The 20,960-nt window shown below is 69.9% G+C and carries 18 protein-coding genes and 1 tRNA gene; 1 reads left to right on the top strand and 18 read right to left on the bottom strand.

Translation table 11 applies throughout. The annotated features are described in order from the left end of the window. Positions 1–99: 99 nt before the first annotated feature. The 17 genes from ABZT06_RS36625 to ABZT06_RS36545 all read right to left on the bottom strand — a co-directional run bounded on the left by ABZT06_RS36625 (position 100) and on the right by ABZT06_RS36545 (position 20,179). The gene (locus ABZT06_RS36625) at positions 100–513 is read right to left on the bottom strand and encodes a hypothetical protein (RefSeq protein ID WP_355751259.1); all 414 of its coding nucleotides are present in this window, start codon (positions 511–513) and stop codon (positions 100–102) included. Between the two features lie 312 nt (positions 514–825). Then, positions 826–2,133: an MraY family glycosyltransferase gene (locus ABZT06_RS36620; RefSeq protein ID WP_355751256.1), complete on the bottom strand. Its 1,308-nt coding sequence runs from the start codon at positions 2,131–2,133 to the stop codon at positions 826–828. 129 nt (positions 2,134–2,262) lie between these two features. Continuing rightward, positions 2,263–3,504: a serine hydroxymethyltransferase gene (glyA, locus tag ABZT06_RS36615; RefSeq protein ID WP_355751253.1), complete on the bottom strand. Its 1,242-nt coding sequence runs from the start codon at positions 3,502–3,504 to the stop codon at positions 2,263–2,265. A 231-nt stretch (positions 3,505–3,735) separates the two neighbouring features. Continuing rightward, the gene (locus ABZT06_RS36610; RefSeq protein WP_355751250.1) at positions 3,736–4,407 is read right to left on the bottom strand and encodes a protein-tyrosine-phosphatase; all 672 of its coding nucleotides are present in this window, start codon (positions 4,405–4,407) and stop codon (positions 3,736–3,738) included. Further along, a complete protein-coding gene (locus ABZT06_RS36605) occupies positions 4,404–5,051 on the bottom strand; it encodes an L-threonylcarbamoyladenylate synthase (RefSeq protein WP_037721443.1) in 648 nt (215 codons plus the stop codon). Before ABZT06_RS36605 ends, ABZT06_RS36610 begins: the two co-directional genes overlap by 4 nt. 52 nt (positions 5,052–5,103) lie before the next feature. Then, on the bottom strand, positions 5,104–5,943 hold the full coding sequence (gene prmC, locus ABZT06_RS36600; RefSeq protein WP_057612086.1) for a peptide chain release factor N(5)-glutamine methyltransferase: 840 nt from the start codon (positions 5,941–5,943) through the stop codon (positions 5,104–5,106). 95 nt (positions 5,944–6,038) lie between these two features. Beyond that, a complete protein-coding gene (gene prfA / locus ABZT06_RS36595; protein WP_355751247.1) occupies positions 6,039–7,115 on the bottom strand; it encodes a peptide chain release factor 1 in 1,077 nt (358 codons plus the stop codon). A 103-nt stretch (positions 7,116–7,218) separates the two neighbouring features. Next, positions 7,219–7,437, bottom strand: a complete 219-nt coding sequence (gene rpmE, locus ABZT06_RS36590) for a 50S ribosomal protein L31 (protein WP_037721438.1) — start codon at positions 7,435–7,437, stop codon at positions 7,219–7,221. 129 nt (positions 7,438–7,566) lie between these two features. Next, complete coding sequence (locus ABZT06_RS36585) at positions 7,567–8,673, bottom strand: LCP family protein (protein WP_355751244.1); 1,107 nt, start codon at positions 8,671–8,673, stop codon at positions 7,567–7,569. 206 nt (positions 8,674–8,879) lie between these two features. Further along, entirely contained in the window at positions 8,880–10,688 is a 1,809-nt protein-coding gene (locus ABZT06_RS36580; protein WP_355751458.1) for a trypsin-like serine protease, read from the bottom strand. A 133-nt stretch (positions 10,689–10,821) separates the two neighbouring features. Next, complete coding sequence (rho, locus tag ABZT06_RS36575; protein ID WP_355751241.1) at positions 10,822–12,849, bottom strand: transcription termination factor Rho; 2,028 nt, start codon at positions 12,847–12,849, stop codon at positions 10,822–10,824. Between the two features lie 414 nt (positions 12,850–13,263). After that, a complete protein-coding gene (gene thrB / locus ABZT06_RS36570) occupies positions 13,264–14,193 on the bottom strand; it encodes a homoserine kinase (RefSeq protein ID WP_355751238.1) in 930 nt (309 codons plus the stop codon). 231 nt (positions 14,194–14,424) lie between these two features. Beyond that, a complete protein-coding gene (gene thrC / locus ABZT06_RS36565; protein WP_355751235.1) occupies positions 14,425–15,483 on the bottom strand; it encodes a threonine synthase in 1,059 nt (352 codons plus the stop codon). A 6-nt stretch (positions 15,484–15,489) separates the two neighbouring features. Then, positions 15,490–16,782, bottom strand: coding sequence for a homoserine dehydrogenase (locus ABZT06_RS36560; protein ID WP_355751231.1), 1,293 nt, complete (start codon positions 16,780–16,782; stop codon positions 15,490–15,492). Between the two features lie 142 nt (positions 16,783–16,924). Continuing rightward, entirely contained in the window at positions 16,925–18,316 is a 1,392-nt protein-coding gene (gene lysA / locus ABZT06_RS36555; protein WP_355751228.1) for a diaminopimelate decarboxylase, read from the bottom strand. A gap of 28 nt (positions 18,317–18,344) precedes the next feature. After that, the gene (nrtL, locus tag ABZT06_RS36550) at positions 18,345–19,439 is read right to left on the bottom strand and encodes an ArgS-related anticodon-binding protein NrtL (RefSeq protein WP_355751225.1); all 1,095 of its coding nucleotides are present in this window, start codon (positions 19,437–19,439) and stop codon (positions 18,345–18,347) included. Positions 19,440–19,654: 215 nt separating this feature from the next. Continuing rightward, positions 19,655–20,179 carry a response regulator gene (locus ABZT06_RS36545; protein WP_355751222.1) on the bottom strand — a complete coding sequence of 175 codons (525 nt, stop codon included), beginning with the start codon at positions 20,177–20,179 and terminating at the stop codon, positions 19,655–19,657. A gap of 122 nt (positions 20,180–20,301) precedes the next feature. Between ABZT06_RS36545 and ABZT06_RS36540 the strand changes: the two genes are divergently transcribed. Next, a tRNA-Arg gene (locus ABZT06_RS36540) sits at positions 20,302–20,373 on the top strand. Between the two features lie 185 nt (positions 20,374–20,558). Here ABZT06_RS36540 and ABZT06_RS36535 read toward each other — a convergent pair. Then, positions 20,559–20,942, bottom strand: coding sequence for a DUF6083 domain-containing protein (locus ABZT06_RS36535; protein WP_355751219.1), 384 nt, complete (start codon positions 20,940–20,942; stop codon positions 20,559–20,561). Positions 20,943–20,960 lie beyond the last annotated feature (18 nt).

Here is a 20,960-nt window from a genome sequence, read left to right as displayed (position 1 = left end):
TTCGAGCAGGCGTCAGCTCGGATGCCCGCGCCCGCGATGCCGCAGTTGGCACCGGACGATAGCAGGAGATCTCACGTCCCTTTATCCCGGCCCTACCCCTCACGACGAGTGCCCCGATTTATCGGGCTCGACGTAGAGGATCTTGGACTTCATGTGCGCACGGGTCTGCGCGGCGATCCACGCGAGGGTGCCGGCGACCAGCGTGAACGCGAAGGCCTTGGGGTGGAAGAGCGTGGTGTTCTTGAACGCGGCCAGGAAGACGAACAGCAGGAGAATCTGCGTCGCGTAGAGCATCAGACCCATCGCCTGGAACAGGTGCGGAAGCGATGTGGCAGTGCGCTGGAGAATGTAGAGACCGAGACCCATGAACAGGATCACGATCAGCGTCGCCACCCCCGCCCCGATCGCGCCCTTGCCACCGGCGACCACACCGCTGACGACGGCGGCGATCGCGCCGACGGCAGCCGTGGGCACGGCGGCCTGAGCCAGGATCCGGACGTCGTTGGACGGCATGGCGGCAACTCCGCTTTCAAGAAAGGGGGGCAAGGTGTCGTCATGGACGAGCGTAGTCCCGGGCTGAGGGTGACCCTCACGCCAAGGGACCGTCGCACTGCGGTCCTTCGGCTCTGCCCTGGGTTCTCGTGAACCGTATCACAAACTATTTGATGCGGTCTTTACCTAGAAGGTGTGCGCGCTGTCACACATGAGAGTGAAGCTGCGCGTCTGTGCGGAAAGACGGCCGAGTTGTCTGGTATAGGGGCGATTTGTCGCCCTGTTGAACTCCCACGCGTTGGCAATGCTTTAGTCAGATTCTTACCTTGGGCGTCAGCGCGAGGTCTCGGCCTGACGCCTCTCCGCGACGTGCGAACGGCCGCTCAGCGCGGTCGCGCCGTTGACACCCGCCACCCCCACGGCGACGGGGGCGCGCTCTTCCAACCCGACGGGCTCCGCTGCCACGGGCCGCCGACGTCGGCGGTAGCGCGGCGGCACGATGTGCTGGGCCCACATCGGGACGCGCGGGGTGAAGCGCGGCAGCAGGAGCAGCACGAGGCCGATCGCGCTGAGGAACACGACGCCGAGCACGATCCACATGGACGCGGAGTTCACCGAGTAGGCGAGCGAGCCGAACGCGATCAGCGCCGACCAGAAGTACATGAGCCACACCGCGCGGCTGTGCGAGTGCCCGATCTCCAGGAGCCGGTGGTGCAGATGCCCGCGGTCGGCGGCGAACGGCGACTGGCCGCGCCAGGTGCGGCGCACGATGGCCGAGATCAGGTCGGCGGCCGGCACCGCGATGATGGTCAGCGGCAGCAGCAGCGGGATGTAGACGGGAACCGTCTGGTGCACGGCCGCCTTCTCGGACCCGGCGAACAGCTTCAGCGCGTCCGGGTCGATCTGCCCGGTGATGGAGATCGCGCCCGCGGCGAGTACCAGGCCGATGAGCATCGAGCCGGAGTCGCCCATGAAGATCCGCGCGGGGTGCATGTTGTGCGGCAGGAAGCCCAGGCACATGCCCATCAGGATCGCCGAGAACAGCGTGGCCGGGGCCGCCGCCTCGATGCCGTACGAGTACCAGATCCGGTAGGCGTACAGGAAGAACGCCGCCGCCGCGATGCAGACCATGCCGGCTGCGAGACCGTCGAGGCCGTCGACGAAGTTCACCGCGTTGATGGTGATGACGACGAGCGCGACCGTCAGCAGGGTGCCCTGCCACTGGGTCAGCGCGACCGAGCCGACGCTGGGGATGGGCAGCCACAGGATCGTCAGACCCTGCATGACCATCACGCCCGCGGCGATCATCTGGCCGCCCAGCTTGATCAGGGCGTCGATCTCGAACTTGTCGTCCAGGACGCCGATCAGCCAGATCAGGGCCGCACCGGAGAGCAGTGCGCGCGGTTCGTTCGACTTCTCGAAGACCTCGCTGAGGTTGGTCAGGTGGTCGGCGACCAGCAGGCCCGCGCACAGTCCGAAGAACATGGCGATACCGCCGAGCCGCGGAGTCGGTTCCCGGTGCACGTCACGGGCCCTGATCTCCGGCATCGCTCCGGCCACGATCGCGAACTTCCGTACCGGCCCTGTCAGCAGATACGTCACCGCGGCCGTGATGCAGAGCGTCAGCAGGTATTCACGCACAGGCTTCCCCACAGGTCTCGCTGGCCATCTCAGCCCCACACCCTAGCGACGGACGCATATGGTTGTGGACTTCCGGGTAGAGCCGATGGTTGCACGTGCAGCTGTGCACCAAGGTGCGGATACCCTCGCTCAGGCCGGATACGGCGGAAATCCGCCGACCAGATCCCGCACTTCTTCACGTGCCCTGGCGCTCTCGGCCTTGCCGCGCACCACCTCCGCGAGCAGGCCGGCGATCCTCGCCATCTCCTTCTCGGCCATGCCCTGGGTGGTGACGGCTGCGGTGCCCAGGCGCAGTCCGCGGGCGTCCGCGTGAGGCAGCGCACAGCAGTCGAGCACCAGCCCCGCGGCCGCGAGCCGTCCCCTCGCGGTGCGTCCTTCGACGCCGAGCGGTGCCGGATCGGCCGTCACGAGATGGGTGTCGGTCCCGCCGGTGGTGACGACGAGTCCCTCGTCGGCCAGGGCGGCGGCGAGGACCCTCGCGTTGGCGACCACCTGATGGGTGTACGCGCCGAACGCCGGCGATGCCGCCTCGCCGAACGCGACCGCCTTCGCGGCGATGGTGTGCATCTGCGCGCCGCCCTGCGTGAACGGGAAGACGGCCCGGTCGACCCGCTCGGCCAGTTCGCCGCCGCACAGGATCATTCCGCCGCGGGGGCCGCGCAGCACCTTGTGCGTGGTGGCGCAGACGACGTCGGCGTACGGCACCGGACTGGGCGCCGCTCCCCCGGCGACGAGCCCGATGGGGTGGGCGGCGTCGGCGATGAGATACGCGCCCACCTCGTCGGCGACCTCGCGGAAGAAGGCGTAGTCGATGTGCCGGGGGTAGGCGATGGAGCCGCACACGATCGCCTTGGGCCGGTGGCTGCGGGCCAGCGTGCGCACCTGGTCGTGGTCGATGAGCCCCGTCTCGGCGTCGACGCCGTAGGGGACGAAGTCGAACCAGCGGCCGGAGAAGTTGGCGGGCGAGCCGTGGGTGAGGTGACCGCCGTAGGGCAGACCGAGGGCGAGGACGGTGTCGCCGGGGCGCAGCAGCGCGGCGTAGGCGGCGAGGACCGCCGAAGAGCCGGAGTGGGACTGCACGTTGGCGTGTTCGGCGCCGAACAGCGTCTTCGCCCGGTCCACGGCGAGCCGCTCGGCGACGTCGACGATCTCGCAGCCGCCGTGGTGCCGGGCGCCGGGATAGCCCTCGGCGTACTTGTTGGCCAGCGGCGAGCCGAGCGCGGCGAGCACCGCGGGCGAGCAGAAGTTCTCGGCGGCGATGAGCTGAAGCGTCGACGACTGCCGGTCGAGTTCCCCGAGCAGGATCTCGGCCAGCTCGGGGTCCTGCCCCGTGAGGGCGTCGGCGGTGGTGGGCGCATGGGTGACCGACATGGTGGACTCCGGGGCGTCGACGATGACGTACACCCAATGTAGGCCCGGGGCCCGTGGGGTGCCCGGTCGTTACGTCCTTGCGGGTACACCCGTGAGCGCGGTCACCACCGGATCCAGCGCCTCGTTCAGCCCCATCCCCGACGCGCCCCTCGCACCGCTCGGCCCTGGCGGGCCTCCCGGGCTTCGGGCCGCTGCGTCGGACTCCGTCCGCCGGCTCGCGTTCTGCCTGCGTCAGGCGCGCGCAGGAACCCCCGTCAGCGCGGTCACCACCGGATCCAGCGCCTCGTTTATCTCGTCCCCGATGGAGCGGAAGAAGGGCAGCGGTGCTCCGTACGGGTCGAAGACCTCGTCGGCCTCGGCGGTCGGGGCCAGGAGCCACCCGCGTAGAGCCGCTGCGGCGCGGACCAGGGCGCGTGCGCGCATGACCAGGCCCTCCTCCAGGGGAGGCAGGGTGGCGGGGTCTATCGCCTTCACCAGACGGGTGAACTCCTTGAGGGTGAAGGTGCGCAGCCCCGCCGAGTGGCCCATCGAGATGACCTGCTGGCGGTGGTCGCGGGTGGCGGTCAGGACCAGGTCCGCCATGATCACGTGTTCGTCCAGCAGTTCCCGCCCGGTGAAGCCGGAGGCGTCCGCGCCGAACTCGGCCAGCACGGTCTCCGCGTTGGCCTCCATGGGCGCGCCCTCGTGGCCCCAGGTCCCCGCGCTCTCCACGACCACGCCGCCCCACAGCGGATCGCCGAGCCGGTCCGCCAGGGCGTGCCGGGTCAGCCGCTCGGTGATCGGCGAGCGGCAGACGTTGCCGGTGCTGACGTGGAGGATGCGGAAGCTGTCACGCGGGAGCCCTGTGAAGGTCCGCGTCTCTTCCCCGTCCCATATGCCACGCCCCGCGTCAGGGGCCGTCAATTCGCCACCTCGAGGTCGGGTACGACCTTCCTGAGCTCGTCCGCGGAGATCGCGCCCGCGCGCAGCAGCAGGGGCACCTCGCGGGTGACGTCGACGATGGAGGAGGGGACGTTGCCGGGGGTCGGGCCGCCGTCGAGGTAGACGGAGACCGAGTCGCCGAGCATCTCCTGCGCGGCGTCGCAGTTCTCCGGCGACGGGTGGCCGGTCAGGTTGGCGGAGGAGACCGCCATGGGGCCGACCTCGGTCAGCAGCTCGATGGCGACGGGGTGCAGCGGCATCCGGACGGCCACCGTGCCCCGGGTGTCGCCCAGGTCCCACTGGAGGGACGGCTGGTGCTTGGCGACGAGCGTGAGGGCGCCCGGCCAGAAGGCGTCGACGAGCTCCCAGGCCAGCTCGGAGAAGTCGGTGACGAGACCATGGAGGGTGTTCGGGGAGCCGATCAGGACCGGGGTGGGCATGTTGCGGCCCCGGCCCTTGGCCTCCAGCAGGTCATGGACGGCCTCCGAGGAGAACGCGTCGGCGCCGATGCCGTACACCGTGTCGGTCGGGAGGACCACGAGCTCGCCACGGCGGACGGCGGACGCGGCTTCGCGCAGACCGGTCGTGCGGTCGGTCGCGTCGTTGGTGTCGTATCGCCGAGCCATGTCTAGCGGGCCTCCTCGTACACGGACTTACGGGAAAGAGTCTTCGGGGTGATCACGGCATCGCCCTGCGGGCCGTGGCGAACCGGGGTCGGTTGTTGAGGTCGGGGTGGTCGGCCGCGTCGGCCCAGCCCCGCTCCTCGGTGAAGATCCACGGCACCTGGCCGCCCTGGGTGTCGGCGTGCTCGATGACGACGACACCCCCGGGGCGCAGGAGCCGGTGTGCGGTCCGTTCCAGACCGCGGATGAGGTCGAGGCCGTCCTCCCCCGAGAACAGGGCGAGTTCGGGGTCGTAGTCCCGTGCCTCGGGAGCGACGTACTCCCACTCGGTGAGCGGGATGTAGGGCGGGTTGGAGATCACCAGGTCGACGTGGCCGTCGAGGTCGGGGAAGGCGTCCAGGGCGTTGCCCTGGCGCAGGTCGACCCTGGAGCCCTCGACGTTCTTACGGGTCCAGCGCAGGGCTTCCTCGGACAGCTCCACGGCGTGCACGCGGGAGCGCGGGACCTCCTGGGCGAGGGCGAGCGCGATGGCGCCGGAGCCGGTGCACAGGTCGACGATGCACGGCTCGACGACGTCCATCGCGCGGACGGCGTCTATGGCCCAGCCGACCACGGACTCGGTCTCGGGGCGCGGCACGAACACACCGGGGCCCACCTGGAGTTCGAGGTACCGGAAGTAGGCGAGGCCGGTGATGTGCTGGAGCGGCTCGCGCTGCTCACGGCGCGCGATGGTCTCCCAGTAGCGGGCGTCGAAGTCCGCGTCCTTCACGGAGTGCAGCTCGCCCCGCTTCACGCCGTGCACGAACGCGGCGAGCTCCTCCGCGTCGTTGCGCGGCGAGGGCACGCCGGCGTCGGCCAGCCGCTGGGTGGCCTGGGCCACCTCTGCGAGCAGCAGGCCGCGAGGGTTTGGGGGGCGTCCCCCAAATGATGGCTGCACGCAAGTCCTCCGTGTCGTACTCGGTCGTGCGTAGGTACCTCTTCGGCGGCCTTTTAAGCGGCCGCCAGCTTCGCTGCCGAGTCCGCGTCGACGCATGCCTGGATCACCGCGTCGAGGTCGCCGTCCAGGACCTGGTCCAGGTTGTACGACTTGAAGCCGACACGGTGGTCCGAGATGCGGTTCTCCGGGAAGTTGTACGTGCGGATCTTCTCGGAGCGGTCGACGGTGCGGACCTGGCTGCGCCGGGCGTCGGCGGCATTGCGCTCCGCCTCCTCCTGCGCCGCCGCGAGCAGCCTGGAGCGCAGGATACGCAAGGCCTGCTCCTTGTTCTGCAGCTGGCTCTTCTCGTTCTGGCAGGAGGCGACGACTCCGGTGGGAATGTGCGTGATGCGCACGGCGGAGTCGGTGGTGTTGACGGACTGCCCGCCGGGCCCGGAGGAGCGGTAGACGTCGATGCGGAGGTCGTTGGGGTTGATCTCGACGTCGACCTCCTCGGCCTCGGGCGTGACCAGCACACCGGCCGCGGAGGTGTGGATGCGGCCCTGGGACTCGGTCGCCGGGACGCGCTGCACGCGGTGCACGCCGCCCTCGTACTTCAGTCGGGCCCAGACACCCTGGCCGGGCTCGGTGGCGCCGTTGCCGCCCTTGGTCTTCACCGCGACCTGGACGTCCTTGTAGCCGCCCAGTTCGGACTCGGTGGCGTCGATGATCTCGGTCTTCCAGCCGACGCGCTCGGCGTAGCGCAGGTACATGCGCAGCAGGTCGCCGGCGAACAGCGCGGACTCGTCGCCGCCCGCGCCCGCCTTGATCTCGAGGATGACGTCCTTGTCGTCGCTGGGGTCGCGCGGAACGAGGAGAAGGCGCAGCTTCTCCGTCAGCTCCTCGCGCTGCTTCTCCAGCTCCTTGACCTCGGCGGCGAAGTCGGGGTCGGCGGCGGCGTACTCGCGCCCGGTCTCGATGTCGTCGCCGGTCTGCTTCCAGGAGCGGTACGTGGCGACGATCGGGGTGAGCTCGGCGTAGCGCTTGTTCAGCTTGCGCGCGTTGGCCTGGTCGGAGTGGACCGACGGGTCGGCGAGCTTCTTCTCCAGGTCGGCGTGCTCACCGACGAGTTCCTCGACGGCCTCGAACATCTTGGGCTCCTGAACTGCGTAAGAAAGAGGGAAAGCGTGCGACCAAAAACGCCGGCCCCGGCGCACTCCGAGGAGTGCGGCGTGGACCGGCGCTGGTGGCTCGCTACTTCTTGGCAGCAGCCTTGCCGAAGCGGGCCTCGAAGCGGGCCACACGGCCACCGGTGTCGAGGATCTTCTGCTTGCCCGTGTAGAACGGGTGGCACTCGGAGCAGACCTCGGCGCGGATGGTGCCGCTCTGGATCGTGCTACGGGTGGTGAACGACGCGCCACAGGTGCAGCTGACCTGCGTCTCGACGTACTCGGGGTGGATGTCGCGCTTCAAGGTGTCTCCTAGTTTCGGGAGGGCGCCGGGTCGCCGCCGCGGGCTGCGGGGGCGTGAACCGGGGCCGACGTACCAGTCTGCCAGCACTGGCCGCATCCCCCAAAACGAGGGGTGGGCGCGATCTATTCCTCAGGAGGTCACTACGCCCTTGGCCTGACCCGTCGCGGTGCCTTGCGTGGCCGACCCCGGGATCGGCCGGTCGTTCTCCAGGGCCGTCCAGATCTGCTTGGCCTTGGTCTCCTGCACGATCACCCGGTTCGGGTTCGCCGGGTCGTACCGGACCGGCATCGTGACCATGGTCATGTCCGACGGGCTGATGCCCTTGAGGCCGCTCGCGAAGGAGACCAGCGAGTTGACCGAGCCGAGGTCGGAGTCGGTGGTGACGGACTTGGTGGCGGTGTCGGCGAGGTCGTACAGCTTCTTGGGGCTGGTCAGCACGCCGACGCTCTTGACCTGCTTGACCAGCGCCTTGATGAAGGCCTGCTGGAGCTGGATACGGCCGAGGTCGCTGCCGTCGCCGACGCCGTGCCGGGTACGGACGAGACCGAGGGCCTGGGCGCCGGTGAGTTCGTGCGGGCCGGCCTTGAGGTCCAGGTGGCTGTCGGTGTCCTTGATGTCCTTGGTCGTGGTGACCGTGACCCCGCCGAGTTCGTCGACCAGCTTCTCGAAGCCGCTGAAGTCGACCTCCAGGTAGTGGTCCATGCGGATGCCGGTCATGGACTCGACGGTCTTGACGGCACAGGCCGCGCCGCCGGTCGTGTACGCGGAGTTGAACATCACGTCCGACGCGGCGTCGTGGTCCTTGCCGTCGGTGTCGGTGCACTGCGGGCGGTCGATCAGGGTGTCGCGGGGGATGGAGACCACGGTGGCCTTCTTGTGCCCCTTGTACACGTGGATGATCATCGCGGTGTCGGAGCGGGCGCTGCCGTCGTCGGTGCCGCCGCCGAGCTTCTTGTTGGAGCCGGAGCGGGTGTCCGAGCCGAGGACGAGGATGTTCTCCGAGCCGTTGTCGACCTTCGCGGGCCGGGCGCTGCCGAGGACCTGGTCGATGTCGATGCTCTTGAGGTTGCCGTTGAGCTTGAAGTACACGTAGCCGGCCCCGGTGCCGCCCAACACTACGATCCCCGCGGCGACCCAGGCCGTGATCAGCAGGCCCTTGCGTCCCTTGCTGCGGGGCTTTCGGCGGCGTCCCTTGCCCCCCGGTCCACCGGGTATGGGCGTGCTCTCGGCTGACATGTGCTCCTCGAATCTCGTCCGGTCGGTTACCCCCTGCTTTCAGGGTCAGACGTGGTCGTGAAAGACCCGTACCGCACCATCGTCGCTCCGCCTGGTCACATGGCGAAACTCGAGAAAGGGTTGCACGCCGTGCCGTGACCACCACGTGAAGCAGTGGTCACAGCACGTCACGGAAGAAGCAGAGCAAGCCCTGCTCACCAGCGGTTTCAGCCAAAGATGTCGTACTGCTGGAAACCGGTCCCGACACTGGTCCTTGTGGCAAAGATCTCGCTGGTCGCCTTGCCGGTGCCCTTGTACAGGTAGAGCGTGCCGCCCGCGGTGCGGGCCACGAGGTCGGCCCTGCCGTCGCCGGTGATGTCGCCGACGGCGTCGAAGGCGTTGTAGCCGCTCCAGTTCGTGCGCACCTTGACCCGGGCCGCGAAGACGCCCGTGCCGGACTTGCCGGTGCCCTTGTACAGGTAGAGGTCGCCGGTGCTCTTGTTGCGGGCGAGCACGTCCGCCTTGCCGTCGCCGGTGAAGTCGCCGTGGCCGAGGAGCTGGTTGTACTGGCTCCAGCCGCCGCCGACCCTGACCCGGGCCGAGAAGCTGCCGTCGCCCTTGCCGGGGTAGATCCACAGGACGCCCGCGGAGTCCACGGAGAGCAGGTCGGGCTTGTAGTCGCCCGTCACGTCGCCGGGGGTGACGATCCGGGTGCGGGTCCTCCAGTCGGTGAAGACCTTCTTCGGGTCGGCCCAGGCGCCGCCGGTGGACGACGGGACGAACCGCAGCCAGTAGACGTCACCGGTGGCGGAGACGCGGTACAGCAGGTCCTGGTAGCCGTCCCGGTTGAGGTCGGTCTGCCGGACGAGGTTCACGCCGTTCCAGTCGCCCCAGGACTGCCGGGCGCCGAGGGTCGTGCCCTTGGAGTCCTGCTCGTAGCCGACCTTGGTGGAGGACTTGCGCATCCACAGGTCGGCCTTGTGGTCGAAGCTGAGGTTGGTGTCGTCGACGCGCGGATAGGCGGCGCCGACGTACTTGCTGACCTTGGTGAAGACGCTGTAGGCGCCCTTGGTCACACAGTCCGACACGTTCCAGGAGACTACGCCGACGATCCGGCCGTTCACGACGAGCGGACCGCCGGAGTCACCGCTGCAGATGGCGGTCGTACCGGAGTCGCTGCCGCTTGCGGGCGGGCCGGCGCAGGTCATGTGCCCCTTGATGAACCAGGAGCCGTAGGCCGCGGCGCAGGTCGTGTCCGACTTGATGGGCAGCGTGGCCGTCTTCAGCGTGGGGGAGATGTCGTCGCTGGTGGAGCTGGTGCGGCCCCAGCCGTAGACCTTGGCGGTCTTGGCGCCGGTCGTCGAAGCGTCGTACGAGGCGGTGTCGGTGGACGTCGTCATGCGGATCGGGGTGGCCTTGACGGGGGCCGCCAGGGTCAGGACCGCGATGTCGTTGTCGATGGTGTCCGCGTTGTACGACGGGTTGTACCACTGCCGCAGTACCCCGGTCGCGGTGCCGCCGTGCAGGTCACCGTCGTCCGAGGGGAGCTGGGTGGCCCCGGTCACCACGGCGCCGCCCTTGGCCCAGTCGGCGCCCTTGACACAGTGCGCGGCGGTGAGGATCTTCGTCGGCGCGACGACCGCGCCGCCGCAGAAGAAGCCGGTGTCGTCGCTGGTGTCGGTGGTGCCCTGGTCGTCGGTGTACCAGAGCTGGGCCATCCACGGGGCCGAGGTGATGGTGGTCGTCGTACCACCGATGATCATCGGCGAGATGCTGCTGTCGACGGTTCCGCTGCTCGCCGTCTTCCTCGACGGCCGGGTCACCGTCCCGGAGCCGTCGTCGGCCGCCACGGCGGCGGCGATCCGCTGCTTCAGCTCGGTCTGCGACGGCGTGGACGCGGCGGCGGGTGCGGCCGGTGCCTGCGGCTCGGGCACGACGGTGGCGGCGTTCGCCGACGTCGCCAGCAGCGCGGCGGCCACGGCGACGGGCAGCGCGATCCAGGCACGCCGTCTGTGGCGCCCGGCGCCTCCGGACATGGGTATGCCCATGCAAGTCCCCCCTAGGGATCAGAAGTTCAGAGATCGGAAATTCGACCGAAGAGCGTGATCCTAAACCAAAGAGGACCGCCCCCCGGCAACAGGGGGCGGTCCTCTTTCCGAACGCTTGACGTCAGTCGCCGTTGCCCGGCATCGGCGTCGTCTTCTGGATCTGCAGCAGGAACTCGCCGTTCGACTTCGTCTGCTTCATCTTGTCGAGCAGCAGCTCGATCGCCTGCTGGGAGTCGAGCGCGTGCAGCACCCGGCGCAGCTTCCAGGTGATGGCGAGCTCGTCGCTGCCGAGCAGGATCTCTTCCTTGCGGGTACCGGACGCGTCCACGTCCACCGCCGGGAAGATCCGCTTGTCGGCGAGCTTGCGGTCGAGCTTGAGCTCGGCGTTGCCCGTGCCCTTGAACTCCTCGAAGATGACCTCGTCCATGCGGGACCCGGTGTCCACCAGCGCGGTGGCGAGGATGGTCAGCGAGCCGCCGTCCTCGATGTTGCGGGCCGCACCGAAGAAGCGCTTCGGCGGGTACAGGGCGGTCGAGTCGACACCACCGGACAGGATGCGGCCGGAGGCGGGCGCGGCGAGGTTGTACGCACGGCCCAGACGCGTGATGGAGTCGAGGAGCACGACGACGTCGTGGCCCAGCTCCACCAGCCGCTTGGCGCGCTCGATGGCGAGTTCGGCGACCGTGGTGTGGTCCTCGGCCGGGCGGTCGAAGGTCGAGGAGATGACCTCGCCCTTGACCGACCGCTGCATGTCGGTGACCTCTTCCGGACGCTCGTCGACCAGGACGACCATCAGGTGGCACTCGGGGTTGTTGTGCGTGATGGCGTTGGCGATCGCCTGCATGATCATGGTCTTGCCGGTCTTCGGCGGGGCCACGATCAGACCGCGCTGGCCCTTACCGATCGGCGCGACGAGGTCGATGATGCGGGTCGTGAGGACGCCCGGGTCCGTCTCCAGGCGGAGGCGGTCCTGCGGGTACAACGGCGTCAGCTTGTTGAACTCCGGGCGGCCACGGCCGTGTTCGGGCGCCATGCCGTTGACGGAGTCGAGGCGCACCAGCGCGTTGAACTTCTCGCGCCGCTCGCCTTCCTTGGGCTGACGGACCGCGCCGGTGATGTGGTCGCCCTTGCGCAGGCCGTTCTTGCGGACCTGGGCGAGGGAGACGTACACGTCGTTCGGCCCGGGCAGGTAGCCCGACGTACGGATGAAGGCGTAGTTGTCGAGGATGTCCAGGATGCCCGCGACCGGGATCAGGACGTCGTCCTCGTTGATCTGCGGCTCGGGGCCGCTCATCTCGTCACGCCCGCGACGGCCCCGGCGGTCCCGGTAACGGCCCCGGCGGCCGCGGCGGCCACCCTCGAAGTCGTCGTCGTCCTGCGGGCCGTTGTCCCGCTGCTGGCGGTCCTGGCGGTCCTGGCGGTCCTGACGGCCGCCGCCCTGCTGCTGGCTCTGCTGCTGACGCTGACCGCCCGGGCCCTGCTGGTCCTCGCTCTTGCGACGGTCACCGCGCTCGCCGCGGTCACGGCCGCGGTCCCGGCGGTCGCGGCGGCCACGGCCCTCGCCGTCACCGGCGTCGCCCTGCGGCTGCTGCGCGGGCGTCTCGGCCTTGGGCTCGCTCTTCGCCTCGGCCACGACCGTCTCGGGGCTGCCCGTGGGGGCGCCCGCCTCGGCGGTGGCGCGGCGACGACGGCGCTCGGCGGGAGCGTCGTCTCCCCCGCGCTCGGCGGCCGGCTGGCCGGGGATGTCGATCTGCTGCTGGGCCACGGCCTTCTCGGCGGGGGCCTCGGCCTTCGCCTCCGCCTTCTTCTCGGCGGTGTCGCCCGTACGGGCCTTGGAGGTGGCGCGGCGCTTCGGCTTGGTCTCGGTGGCGTCCCCGGCGGGGGCGGACGCGGCCTTGGGAGCCGCGGCACCTCCCCCGGCCTGCGCCTCCTTGATGACCTCGATCAGCTGGCTCTTGCGCATACGCGCGGTGCCCCTGATGCCGAGGCCGGATGCGACCTGCTGCAGCTCGGCCAGCACCATGCCGTCGAGGCCGGTACCGCGGCGCCGCCGGGAGCCGGCACCGGTGGCAGGCGCGGAGGCGTCCGTGGAGGGCGCGGCAGCGGTCTCCTCGACACGTGCGCCCATCAGATCGGTGGTGTCGCTCACGAAGGGTCCTTCCCTGGAGCGGACGTCGGCCTGTCTGGCTCGGCGACCGTTTGTGCTGTCCGACGTCGGTCCCATCCTTGTGGACCGTGCCGGGGCGGTGGTCCGCCTGAACGGCGGAGGAATGTGGTGACGGCGCTTCCGAGAGCCGTGGCCGTGGCACTGAGTGTCCGTGTCACGTGGCTTGGTCACACCGGTTCCGGAGCGTGCCCGGCAAGTCGCTCAGTGCTCGCGTACGAGGTACTGCCCATGTACGTCGTACGGAACGCAGTGCGGCTTGGGAGGCTCCCGGAAGAATGTCTGTCCCGGACGGGGACGTGAAGCACCTCGCCATGGTGGGGTCGGGTGCAGACTTGAGATTAACACTACCGGATCCAACAAACATTCCCCCTCTCGAAATCCGGCACACGCCGGATCTCAGATGTCACTGGCGGCCGCGAGCGGGAGCACACAGGCCCCCTGGGCGTCGAGTTCCAGCCGGTTGGCGGCCCAGCCCCCGCCCGCCAGATGGGCCACCTTGTCGGCGCTGTCCGCGTCGGCCAGCGCGAGCACGGTGGGCCCCGCCCCTGAGATGACTGCCGGGACTCCGTCGGCCCGCAGCCGCTCCACCAGTGCGGCGCTCTCCGGCATGGCGGGAGCGCGGTACTCCTGGTGGAGACGGTCCTCGGTGGCCGGCAGCAGCAGCTCGGGGCGCCTGGTGAGGGCCTCGACGAGCAGCGCGGCACGGCCCGCGTTGGCGGCGGCGTCGACGTGCGGCACGGTGCGCGGGAGCAGTCCGCGCGCGGTCTCGGTCAGGACGGGCTTCCCGGGCACGAAAACCACTGGAACGATGGAATCGGCGGGCTCCATCCTGATCGCCCGGGCGGCGCCGGCCTCCATCCAGGAGAGCGTGAAACCGCCGAGCAGACAGGCCGCCACGTTGTCGGGGTGGCCCTCGATCTCGGTGGCGAGCTCCAGGAGCGCGGTGTCGTCGAGCCGGGCCTCGCCGCCTATGGTCACGGCGCGCGCGGCGACGATTCCGGCGCAGATGGCGGCCGAGGAGGAGCCGAGGCCCCGGCCGTGCGGGATGCGGTTGGCGCAGACGATCTCCAGGCCGCGCGGCTGGCCGCCCAGCAGGTCGAAGGCGGTGCGCAGGGAGCGTACGAGAAGGTGGCTCTCGTCACGCGGGAGCGTCTCGTTCCCCTCCCCCGCGATGTCGATGTGCAGCCCTGAGTCGGCCACCCGGACCACGACGTCGTCGTAGAGCCCCAGCGACAGGCCCAGGGCGTCGAAGCCCGGACCGAGGTTGGCGCTGGTGGCGGGGACGCGCACCCGGACGGCGGCGGCACGGAAGGCGGGACCGGCCATCTCTCGATGACTCTCCTTGAGCTGCGTGATTGTCGAATGACATTCGATGACGTACGAAGACCCTGCGGGTCGCGGAGACGACGCGGCACCCCGCTGTACGCGAGGGCATATGCAGCGGGCGGGTTCGGTACAGCGTATCGAAGGAAGGTTCTGTGGCGACATAGGGCGCACAGGAGGCGCACGATGCGTGTCGTAAGCCCCCTGTGCACCCCTCTCGGGGAATTCCCTGTCTCAGGCGAGCCCGAGGCGCTCGGCCGCCGTCGCCGCATCGACCGGGACCGTGACGGGCTGCGGGGCGCCCGCGACGGCCCAGTCGGGGTCCTTGAGGCCGTTGCCGGTGACCGTGCACACGATCTTCTGGCCCGGGTCCACCTTGCCCTGCTCGGCGGCCTTCAGCAGACCGGCGACGGACGCGGCGGAGGCGGGCTCCACGAAGACACCCTCCTGAGCGGCCAACAGCCGGTAGGCGCGCAGGATCTCACGGTCCGTCACCTCGTCGATGAACCCACCGGACTCCTCCTTCGCCGCGAGGGCGTACTGCCAGGAGGCGGGGTTGCCGATACGGATGGCGGTGGCGATGGTCGAGGGGTCCTTGACGACCTCGCCGCGCACGATCGGGGCGCTGCCGGAGGCCTGGAAGCCCCACATCCGGGGTGTCCGGGCGGCCACACCGTCGGCGGCGTACTCCTTGTAGCCCTTCCAGTACGCCGTGATGTTGCCGGCGTTGCCGACCGGCAGGACGTGGATGTCGGGCGCGTCGCCGAGCATGTCGACGATCTCGAAGGCGGCGGTCTTCTGGCCCTCGATGCGCACCGGGTTGACCGAATTGACCAGCGACACCGGGTAGTTGTCGCTCAGCGCGCGGGCCAGGGTCAGGCAGTCGTCGAAGTTTCCGTCGACCTGGAGGATCTTCGCGCCGTGGATGAGCGCCTGGCCCATCTTGCCGAGCGCGATCTTGCCCCGCGGGACGAGTACGGCGGAGACCATGCCCGCGCGTACGGCGTAGGCGGCCGCGCTCGCCGACGTGTTGCCGGTGGAGGCGCAGATGACCGCCTTGGCGCCCTCCTCCTTGGCCCGCGTGATGGCCATGGTCATACCGCGGTCCTTGAAGGACCCGGTGGGGTTGGCGCCCTCCACCTTGAGGTGGACCTCACACCCGGTGCGCTCGGAGAGCACCTGCGCGGGCACGAGGGGCGTGCCGCCCTCGCGGAGCGTCACGACCGGCGTGGTGTCGGAGACGGGCAGCCGGTCCCGGTACTCCTCGATGATTCCGCGCCACTGGTGGGTCATTGCTCGTTACTCTCCTTCAACCCGCATGATGCTGGCGACACCCCGCACGGTGTCGAGCTTGCGCAACGCCTCGACGGTCCCGCCCAGGGCGGCGTCCGACGCGCGGTGCGTGACGACGACGAGAGATGCCTCGCCGTCCTTCCCCTGCTGCCGAACGGTATCGATGGACACCCCGTGCTCGGCGAACACAGTCGCGACCTGGGCGAGAACACCCGGTTTGTCGGCCACGTCCAGGCTGATGTGGTAGCGCGTGACGACCTCGCCCATGCCCGAGACGCGGAGGGCGGCGTACGCGGACTCACCGGGCCCGGTCGTGCCGCTCAGCCGGTTGCGGCAGACGGCGACCAGGTCGCCGAGGACGGCGGAGGCGGTGGGGGCACCGCCCGCGCCCGGGCCGTAGAACATCAGCTGGCCGGAGGCGTCGGACTCGACGAACACGGCGTTGTAGGCGCCGCGCACGGAGGCGAGCGGATGCGTGAGCGGGATCATCGCGGGGTGCACGCGCGCGGTGACGGACTGCCCGTCCTCGGCCCGCTCACAGATGGCGAGCAGCTTGATGGTGCAGCCCATGTTCTTCGCAGAGGCGAAGTCGGCGGCGGTGACCTCGGTCATGCCCTCGCGGTAGACGTCGTCGAGACGTACGCGCGTGTGGAAGGCGATCCCGGCGAGGATGGCGGCCTTGGCGGCGGCGTCGAACCCCTCGACGTCGGCGGTCGGGTCGGCTTCCGCGTACCCGAGGGCGGTGGCCTCGTCGAGGGCCTCCTGATAGCCGGCCCCCGTGGAGTCCATGGCGTCGAGGATGAAGTTCGTCGTCCCGTTGACGATGCCGAGCACGCGGTTGACCTTGTCACCGGCGAGGGACTCGCGCAGCGGGCGGATCAGCGGGATGGCTCCGGCGACGGCGGCCTCGTAGTAGAGATCCTTGTCGGCCTTCTGGGCGGCCGCGTGCAGGGCGGCACCGTCCTGGGCGAGGAGCGCCTTGTTGGCGGAGACGACGGAGGCGCCGTGCTCGAAGGCGGTGGTGATGAGGGAACGCGCGGGCTCGATCCCCCCGATGACCTCCACGACCACGTCGATGTCCCCGCGTTTGACGAGGGCGGTGGCGTCGGTGGTGACGAGTTCCTGCGGGATGCCCTCGCGGACCTTGGAGGGTCGCCGTACCGCGACCCCCGCGAGCTCGACGGGAGCGCCGATCCGCGCGGCGAGGTCGTCGGCGTGCGTCGTCATGATGCGCGCCACCTCTGAGCCGACCACTCCACAGCCCAGCAGCGCCACCTTCAGCGGACGCGTACGCATCATCCGACCTCGTTTCCTCATACCGTCTACGGTGGAACCAGTCTCACTCACCGGACGGGAGTTTCTGCCCCTCGTCCGGATTATGAGACATCTATTTCATTTGTCCGGGGGTGGAAGACCGTAGATCTTCCACCCCTGATGCTTTTCAGCCGACGTCGAGCCGCAGCAGGTCCTCCTCCGTCTCGCGGCGGACGATGACCCGGGACTCGCCGTCGCTGACGGCGACGACGGGCGGGCGCAGCACGTGGTTGTAGTTGCTCGCCATGGAACGGCAGTAGGCGCCCGTCGCCGGTACGGCGATGAGGTCACCCGGTGCCAGGTCGGCCGGCAGGAACGCGTCCTTGACCACGATGTCCCCGCTCTCGCAGTGCTTGCCGACGACCCGGGCGAGCATGGGCTCGGCGTCGCTGGTCCTGGACACGAGGGCGACGGTGTACTCGGCGTCGTACAGCGCGGTGCGGATGTTGTCCGACATCCCGCCGTCGACGGAGACATAGGTGCGCAGCCCGTCGAGGGGCTTGATGGTGCCGACCTCGTAGAGCGTGAACGCGGTGGGACCGACGATGGCCCGCCCGGGCTCGACGGAGATGCGGGGCGTGCGCAGCTTGGCGGCCTCGCACTCACGGGTGACGATCTCGGTGAGCGCCTTGGCGATCTCGTGCGGTTCGCGGGGGTCGTCGTCGCTGGTGTACGCGATCCCGAGCCCGCCCCCGAGGTCGATCTCGGGAAGCTCGACCCCGTGCTCGTCACGGACGTCCTTGAGCAGCCCGACCACGCGGTGTGCCGCGACCTCGAAGCCGGACATGTCGAAGATCTGCGAGCCGATGTGGGAGTGGATGCCGATGAGCTCGATCCCGTCGAGCTTCAGCGCCCGCCGCACGGCCTCGGCGGCCTGCCCGCCGGCGAGCGGGATGCCGAACTTCTGGTCCTCGTGGGCGGTGGCGATGAACTCGTGGGTGTGCGCCTCCACACCGACGGTGATACGGATCTGGACCCGCTGGCGCTTGCCCAGTCCCTGAGCGATGTGCGCGACGCGGACGATCTCCTGGAAGGAGTCGAGGACGATACGGCCGACGCCGCTCTCGATCGCCCTGGTGATCTCTTCGGTGGACTTGTTGTTGCCGTGGAAGGCGATGCGGTCGGCGGGCATGCCGGCGGAGAGCGCGGTGGCGAGCTCGCCGCCGGAGCAGACGTCGAGGTTGAGCCCCTCTTCGTGCAGCCAGCGCACGACGGCCCGGGAGAGGAACGCCTTGCCGGCGTAGAAGACGTCGGCGTCGGCCCCGAAGGCGCTGCGCCACGCCCGCGCCCGGGCCCGGAAGTCGGCCTCGTCGACGATGTAGGCGGGGGTGCCGTGCTGTTCGGCGAGTTGCGTCGCGGTGAGGCCGCCCACCGTGAGGACGCCGTCCCCGTCGCGGGTGACCGTCTGGGCCCAGACCTTGGGGTCGAGGGTGTTGAGGTCGGCGGGCGGGGCGGAGTAGTGGCCCTCGGGAAGGACGTCGGCGTGACGGGGCCCGGCGGGATGTGCGGAACGGCTCATCTTCTTGACTGGCTCTCTGTTCGCTGTCTCAGAGGTGTTCGGGTGCGTCGATGCCGAGCAGGGACAGGCCACCGGCAAGCACCGCCCCGGCGGCTTCGGCGAGCGCGAGCCGGGCACGGTGGGCGGCCGAGGGTTTCTCCGCGCCCCGCGGAAGCACGGCTGAGAGAAAGGGGAGAACGGCATCGGCGACGGTGACGAGATGCCGGGCCAGGCGGTCGGGGGCGTGGTGCGCTGCGGCTGCCTGGAGGACACGGGGGTGATCGGCGAGGGCGTTCCGCAGGGCCGTCGTGTCCGGTACGGCGGTTTCTGGTACGGCTGGCTGTGCGCCGCGTGGGTTCATGTCCCCGGGCTCGGCGTGGAAGCCCAGGTCGGCGGCGTTGCGGGTGAGGGCCCGGGTGCGGGCGTGGGCGTAACGGACCCGGAAGAGAGGGTTGCTCTCACGCTGGACCAGGTGGTCGGCGGTCATGCGGGGCCGGTCGTGGGGCGCGGGATGGAGGAGCGCCCAGCGGGCGGCGTCCCGGCCGAGGGAGGCCGGGTCGGCGGGGGGTGCCGGTGCGGGTCGTACGTTGACGTCGAGAGATGCGGGTGCGGGCGCCTCGGGGGTGCCGTACGCGTCGACCTCGACGCCGAGGATGTCCGTCCAGGCAGGCTCCGGGCGGGCGGCGCAGCTGGTGCGGACGAGGGCGCCCTGGGAACGGAGGATGCGGGCGACTGCGTCCATCACGACGACGGCGCGGACCTCGTGGGGCGCGTGCAGCTGCACTCGCCGGCCGGTGGGCCGGTCGGCATGGCCGTACCTCTGCCCACTCCGCAGGATCTCCCGCACGAGGGCGTCTCCGCTCCCCCGCAGGCTGATGTTGAGGAACCCGGGTCCGGTGACGACGACGTCGCTGATGCCGTCGCTCTGCGCGAGGCGCTGCCGGAGGATCTCGGCGACCCGCAACGGCGGCTGCCCGGCCGGCCGGGCGAGCTGGAGGGCGACGTTGGTGGCGTAGTCCCCACAGCCGCCGGGCCCCGGGGGCGCGACGTCGGTCCGCCCCGGCACGACCACGTCCAGCTCCCCGTCATCGACAGCACGACGCACCGCGCGCAGCACGGTACGGGAGAGCTCGACGGGGGTCACGGGACAAGCGTAGGGGAGGAGGGGGGTGGGTGGGCGAGCGGGTTTGGGCGGGGGTCCGGCATGTGGGACGGGTGCTGGACGGGGTGCGGGGGCTCGGGATGGTGAGCCCACCCCGTGTATATGGGGGACGTGGGGACGCCGAAGGAGGTCACCCTCCACCCAGGTCACCGTCCGCCCAGGTCACCGTCCACCCTGTGAGCCGGTGGTCGCGGAGATCAGCCGCCGGCGTGACCGGCCCGCTCGGTCTCCCCGCTCCCGAGGACGCCGCCGACCAGCGGGGTGTCCCCCTCCCCCGGCTCCCGCCCCTCCCGACTGCAGCCACTCTCCATCAACTGCCGTACCAGACGTACGAGTTCGGCGGGTTCGAAGGGCTTGGCGAGAAAGGCGTCGACGCCGGCGTCAAGGCCGCTGTCGACCTCGTGCTGCGTACAGGCGCTGACGATGGCGAGGGGAAGATGAGCTGTCCTGGGGTCGGAACGCAGCTGTGCGGCGGTCCGCAGCCCGTCCAGCCGGGGCATGACCACATCGAGGGTCACGACATCGGGCCGCACCTGATGAACAACATCCAGACACTCGACACCATCGGCCGCGGTCACGACCTCGAGACCCTCCAGCTCGAGATTGACCCTGATCAACTGCCGGATGACCTTGTTGTCGTCCACAACAAGCACCCGACCCGACGCGCCTGGCACAACTCGAGAGTAGGTGCGGACCGGCCACCGCGTCCGCGTTTTCCCCACTTCCACCCCCACGCAGGGGACCCCCGCCCGCGAACCGACCCCGCGAAACCCGTTCCTGATCACCCCGAGGGAGCTGGTAGTGTTCTACCCGTCGCCAGGAGCCACCAGCTCCACACCGACACGCCCCCGTAGCTCAGGGGATAGAGCAACGGCCTCCGGAGCCGTGTGCGCAGGTTCGAATCCTGCCGGGGGCACCTTGCATGAGGTGCCCAAAGACCCCGTCACCAGCGGAAACGCTGAGGCCGGGGTCTTCGCGTATCTACAACCTTGCGCAGCCGTATGCCGCCCTGAGCGGCTCTGTGCCGGCGCCTGTGGACTATTCGTGGACAGGATCTTGCAGCGTCGCCCCAGGTCAGACCAGCCGTTTCACTGACCTTCGTCATCCGGCGTCAGGCCACTCCTCGGGAGGGCTCGGCGGCTCAGGTTCGTTCAGCCGCTCGGCCTGCCGCGCGTTCTCCCCTCGCAGGCTCGTCAACCACGGCCACAGGTCGGGCAGAGCTTGTTCGGGGCAGGCCAGACGATGCTCGATACGGCACCGCTGGAACGGGTCGGGAGGACAGACGCCGTACACCGTCACCCGCCCGTCGGACGTCTCGATCCACCGGTACTCCGCCGGCACCACGTGGGCGAGCGGAGCCATGTCCGGCTCCAACAGCACCCAGTCGTGTTCGATCGTCGCCACCCGTTCCTGTGGCAGACCGCAGTACGGGCACAGCATCCATGCCCCGCCCAGCCTGCGCGTCGACTTCCTTGAAGCCCCCATACAGCGAGGGTCAGCACT

This window comes from Streptomyces sp. NPDC005483, assembly GCF_040606035.1.
Lineage (GTDB): Bacteria > Actinomycetota > Actinomycetes > Streptomycetales > Streptomycetaceae > Streptomyces.
Note: the sequence above shows the minus strand (reverse complement) of the source record. Positions and strands in the feature narration are given on the sequence as shown.

Excerpts from the sequence above, each read along its gene's own strand:
- lysA (WP_355751228.1), bottom strand. The coding sequence starts at position 18,316 with ATGAGCCGTTCCGCACATCCCGCCGGGCCCCGTCACGCCGACGTCCTT.
- ABZT06_RS36585 (WP_355751244.1), bottom strand. The coding sequence starts at position 8,673 with ATGTCAGCCGAGAGCACGCCCATACCCGGTGGACCGGGGGGCAAGGGA.
- glyA (WP_355751253.1), bottom strand. The coding sequence starts at position 3,504 with ATGTCGGTCACCCATGCGCCCACCACCGCCGACGCCCTCACGGGGCAG.
- ABZT06_RS36580 (WP_355751458.1), bottom strand. The coding sequence starts at position 10,688 with ATGTCCGGAGGCGCCGGGCGCCACAGACGGCGTGCCTGGATCGCGCTG.
- ABZT06_RS36605 (WP_037721443.1), bottom strand. The coding sequence starts at position 5,051 with ATGGCTCGGCGATACGACACCAACGACGCGACCGACCGCACGACCGGT.
- ABZT06_RS36560 (WP_355751231.1), bottom strand. The coding sequence starts at position 16,782 with ATGATGCGTACGCGTCCGCTGAAGGTGGCGCTGCTGGGCTGTGGAGTG.
- thrC (WP_355751235.1), bottom strand. The coding sequence starts at position 15,483 with ATGACCCACCAGTGGCGCGGAATCATCGAGGAGTACCGGGACCGGCTG.
- ABZT06_RS36535 (WP_355751219.1), bottom strand. The coding sequence starts at position 20,942 with ATGGGGGCTTCAAGGAAGTCGACGCGCAGGCTGGGCGGGGCATGGATG.
- thrB (WP_355751238.1), bottom strand. The coding sequence starts at position 14,193 with ATGGCCGGTCCCGCCTTCCGTGCCGCCGCCGTCCGGGTGCGCGTCCCC.
- ABZT06_RS36625 (WP_355751259.1), bottom strand. The coding sequence starts at position 513 with ATGCCGTCCAACGACGTCCGGATCCTGGCTCAGGCCGCCGTGCCCACG.
- prfA (WP_355751247.1), bottom strand. The coding sequence starts at position 7,115 with ATGTTCGAGGCCGTCGAGGAACTCGTCGGTGAGCACGCCGACCTGGAG.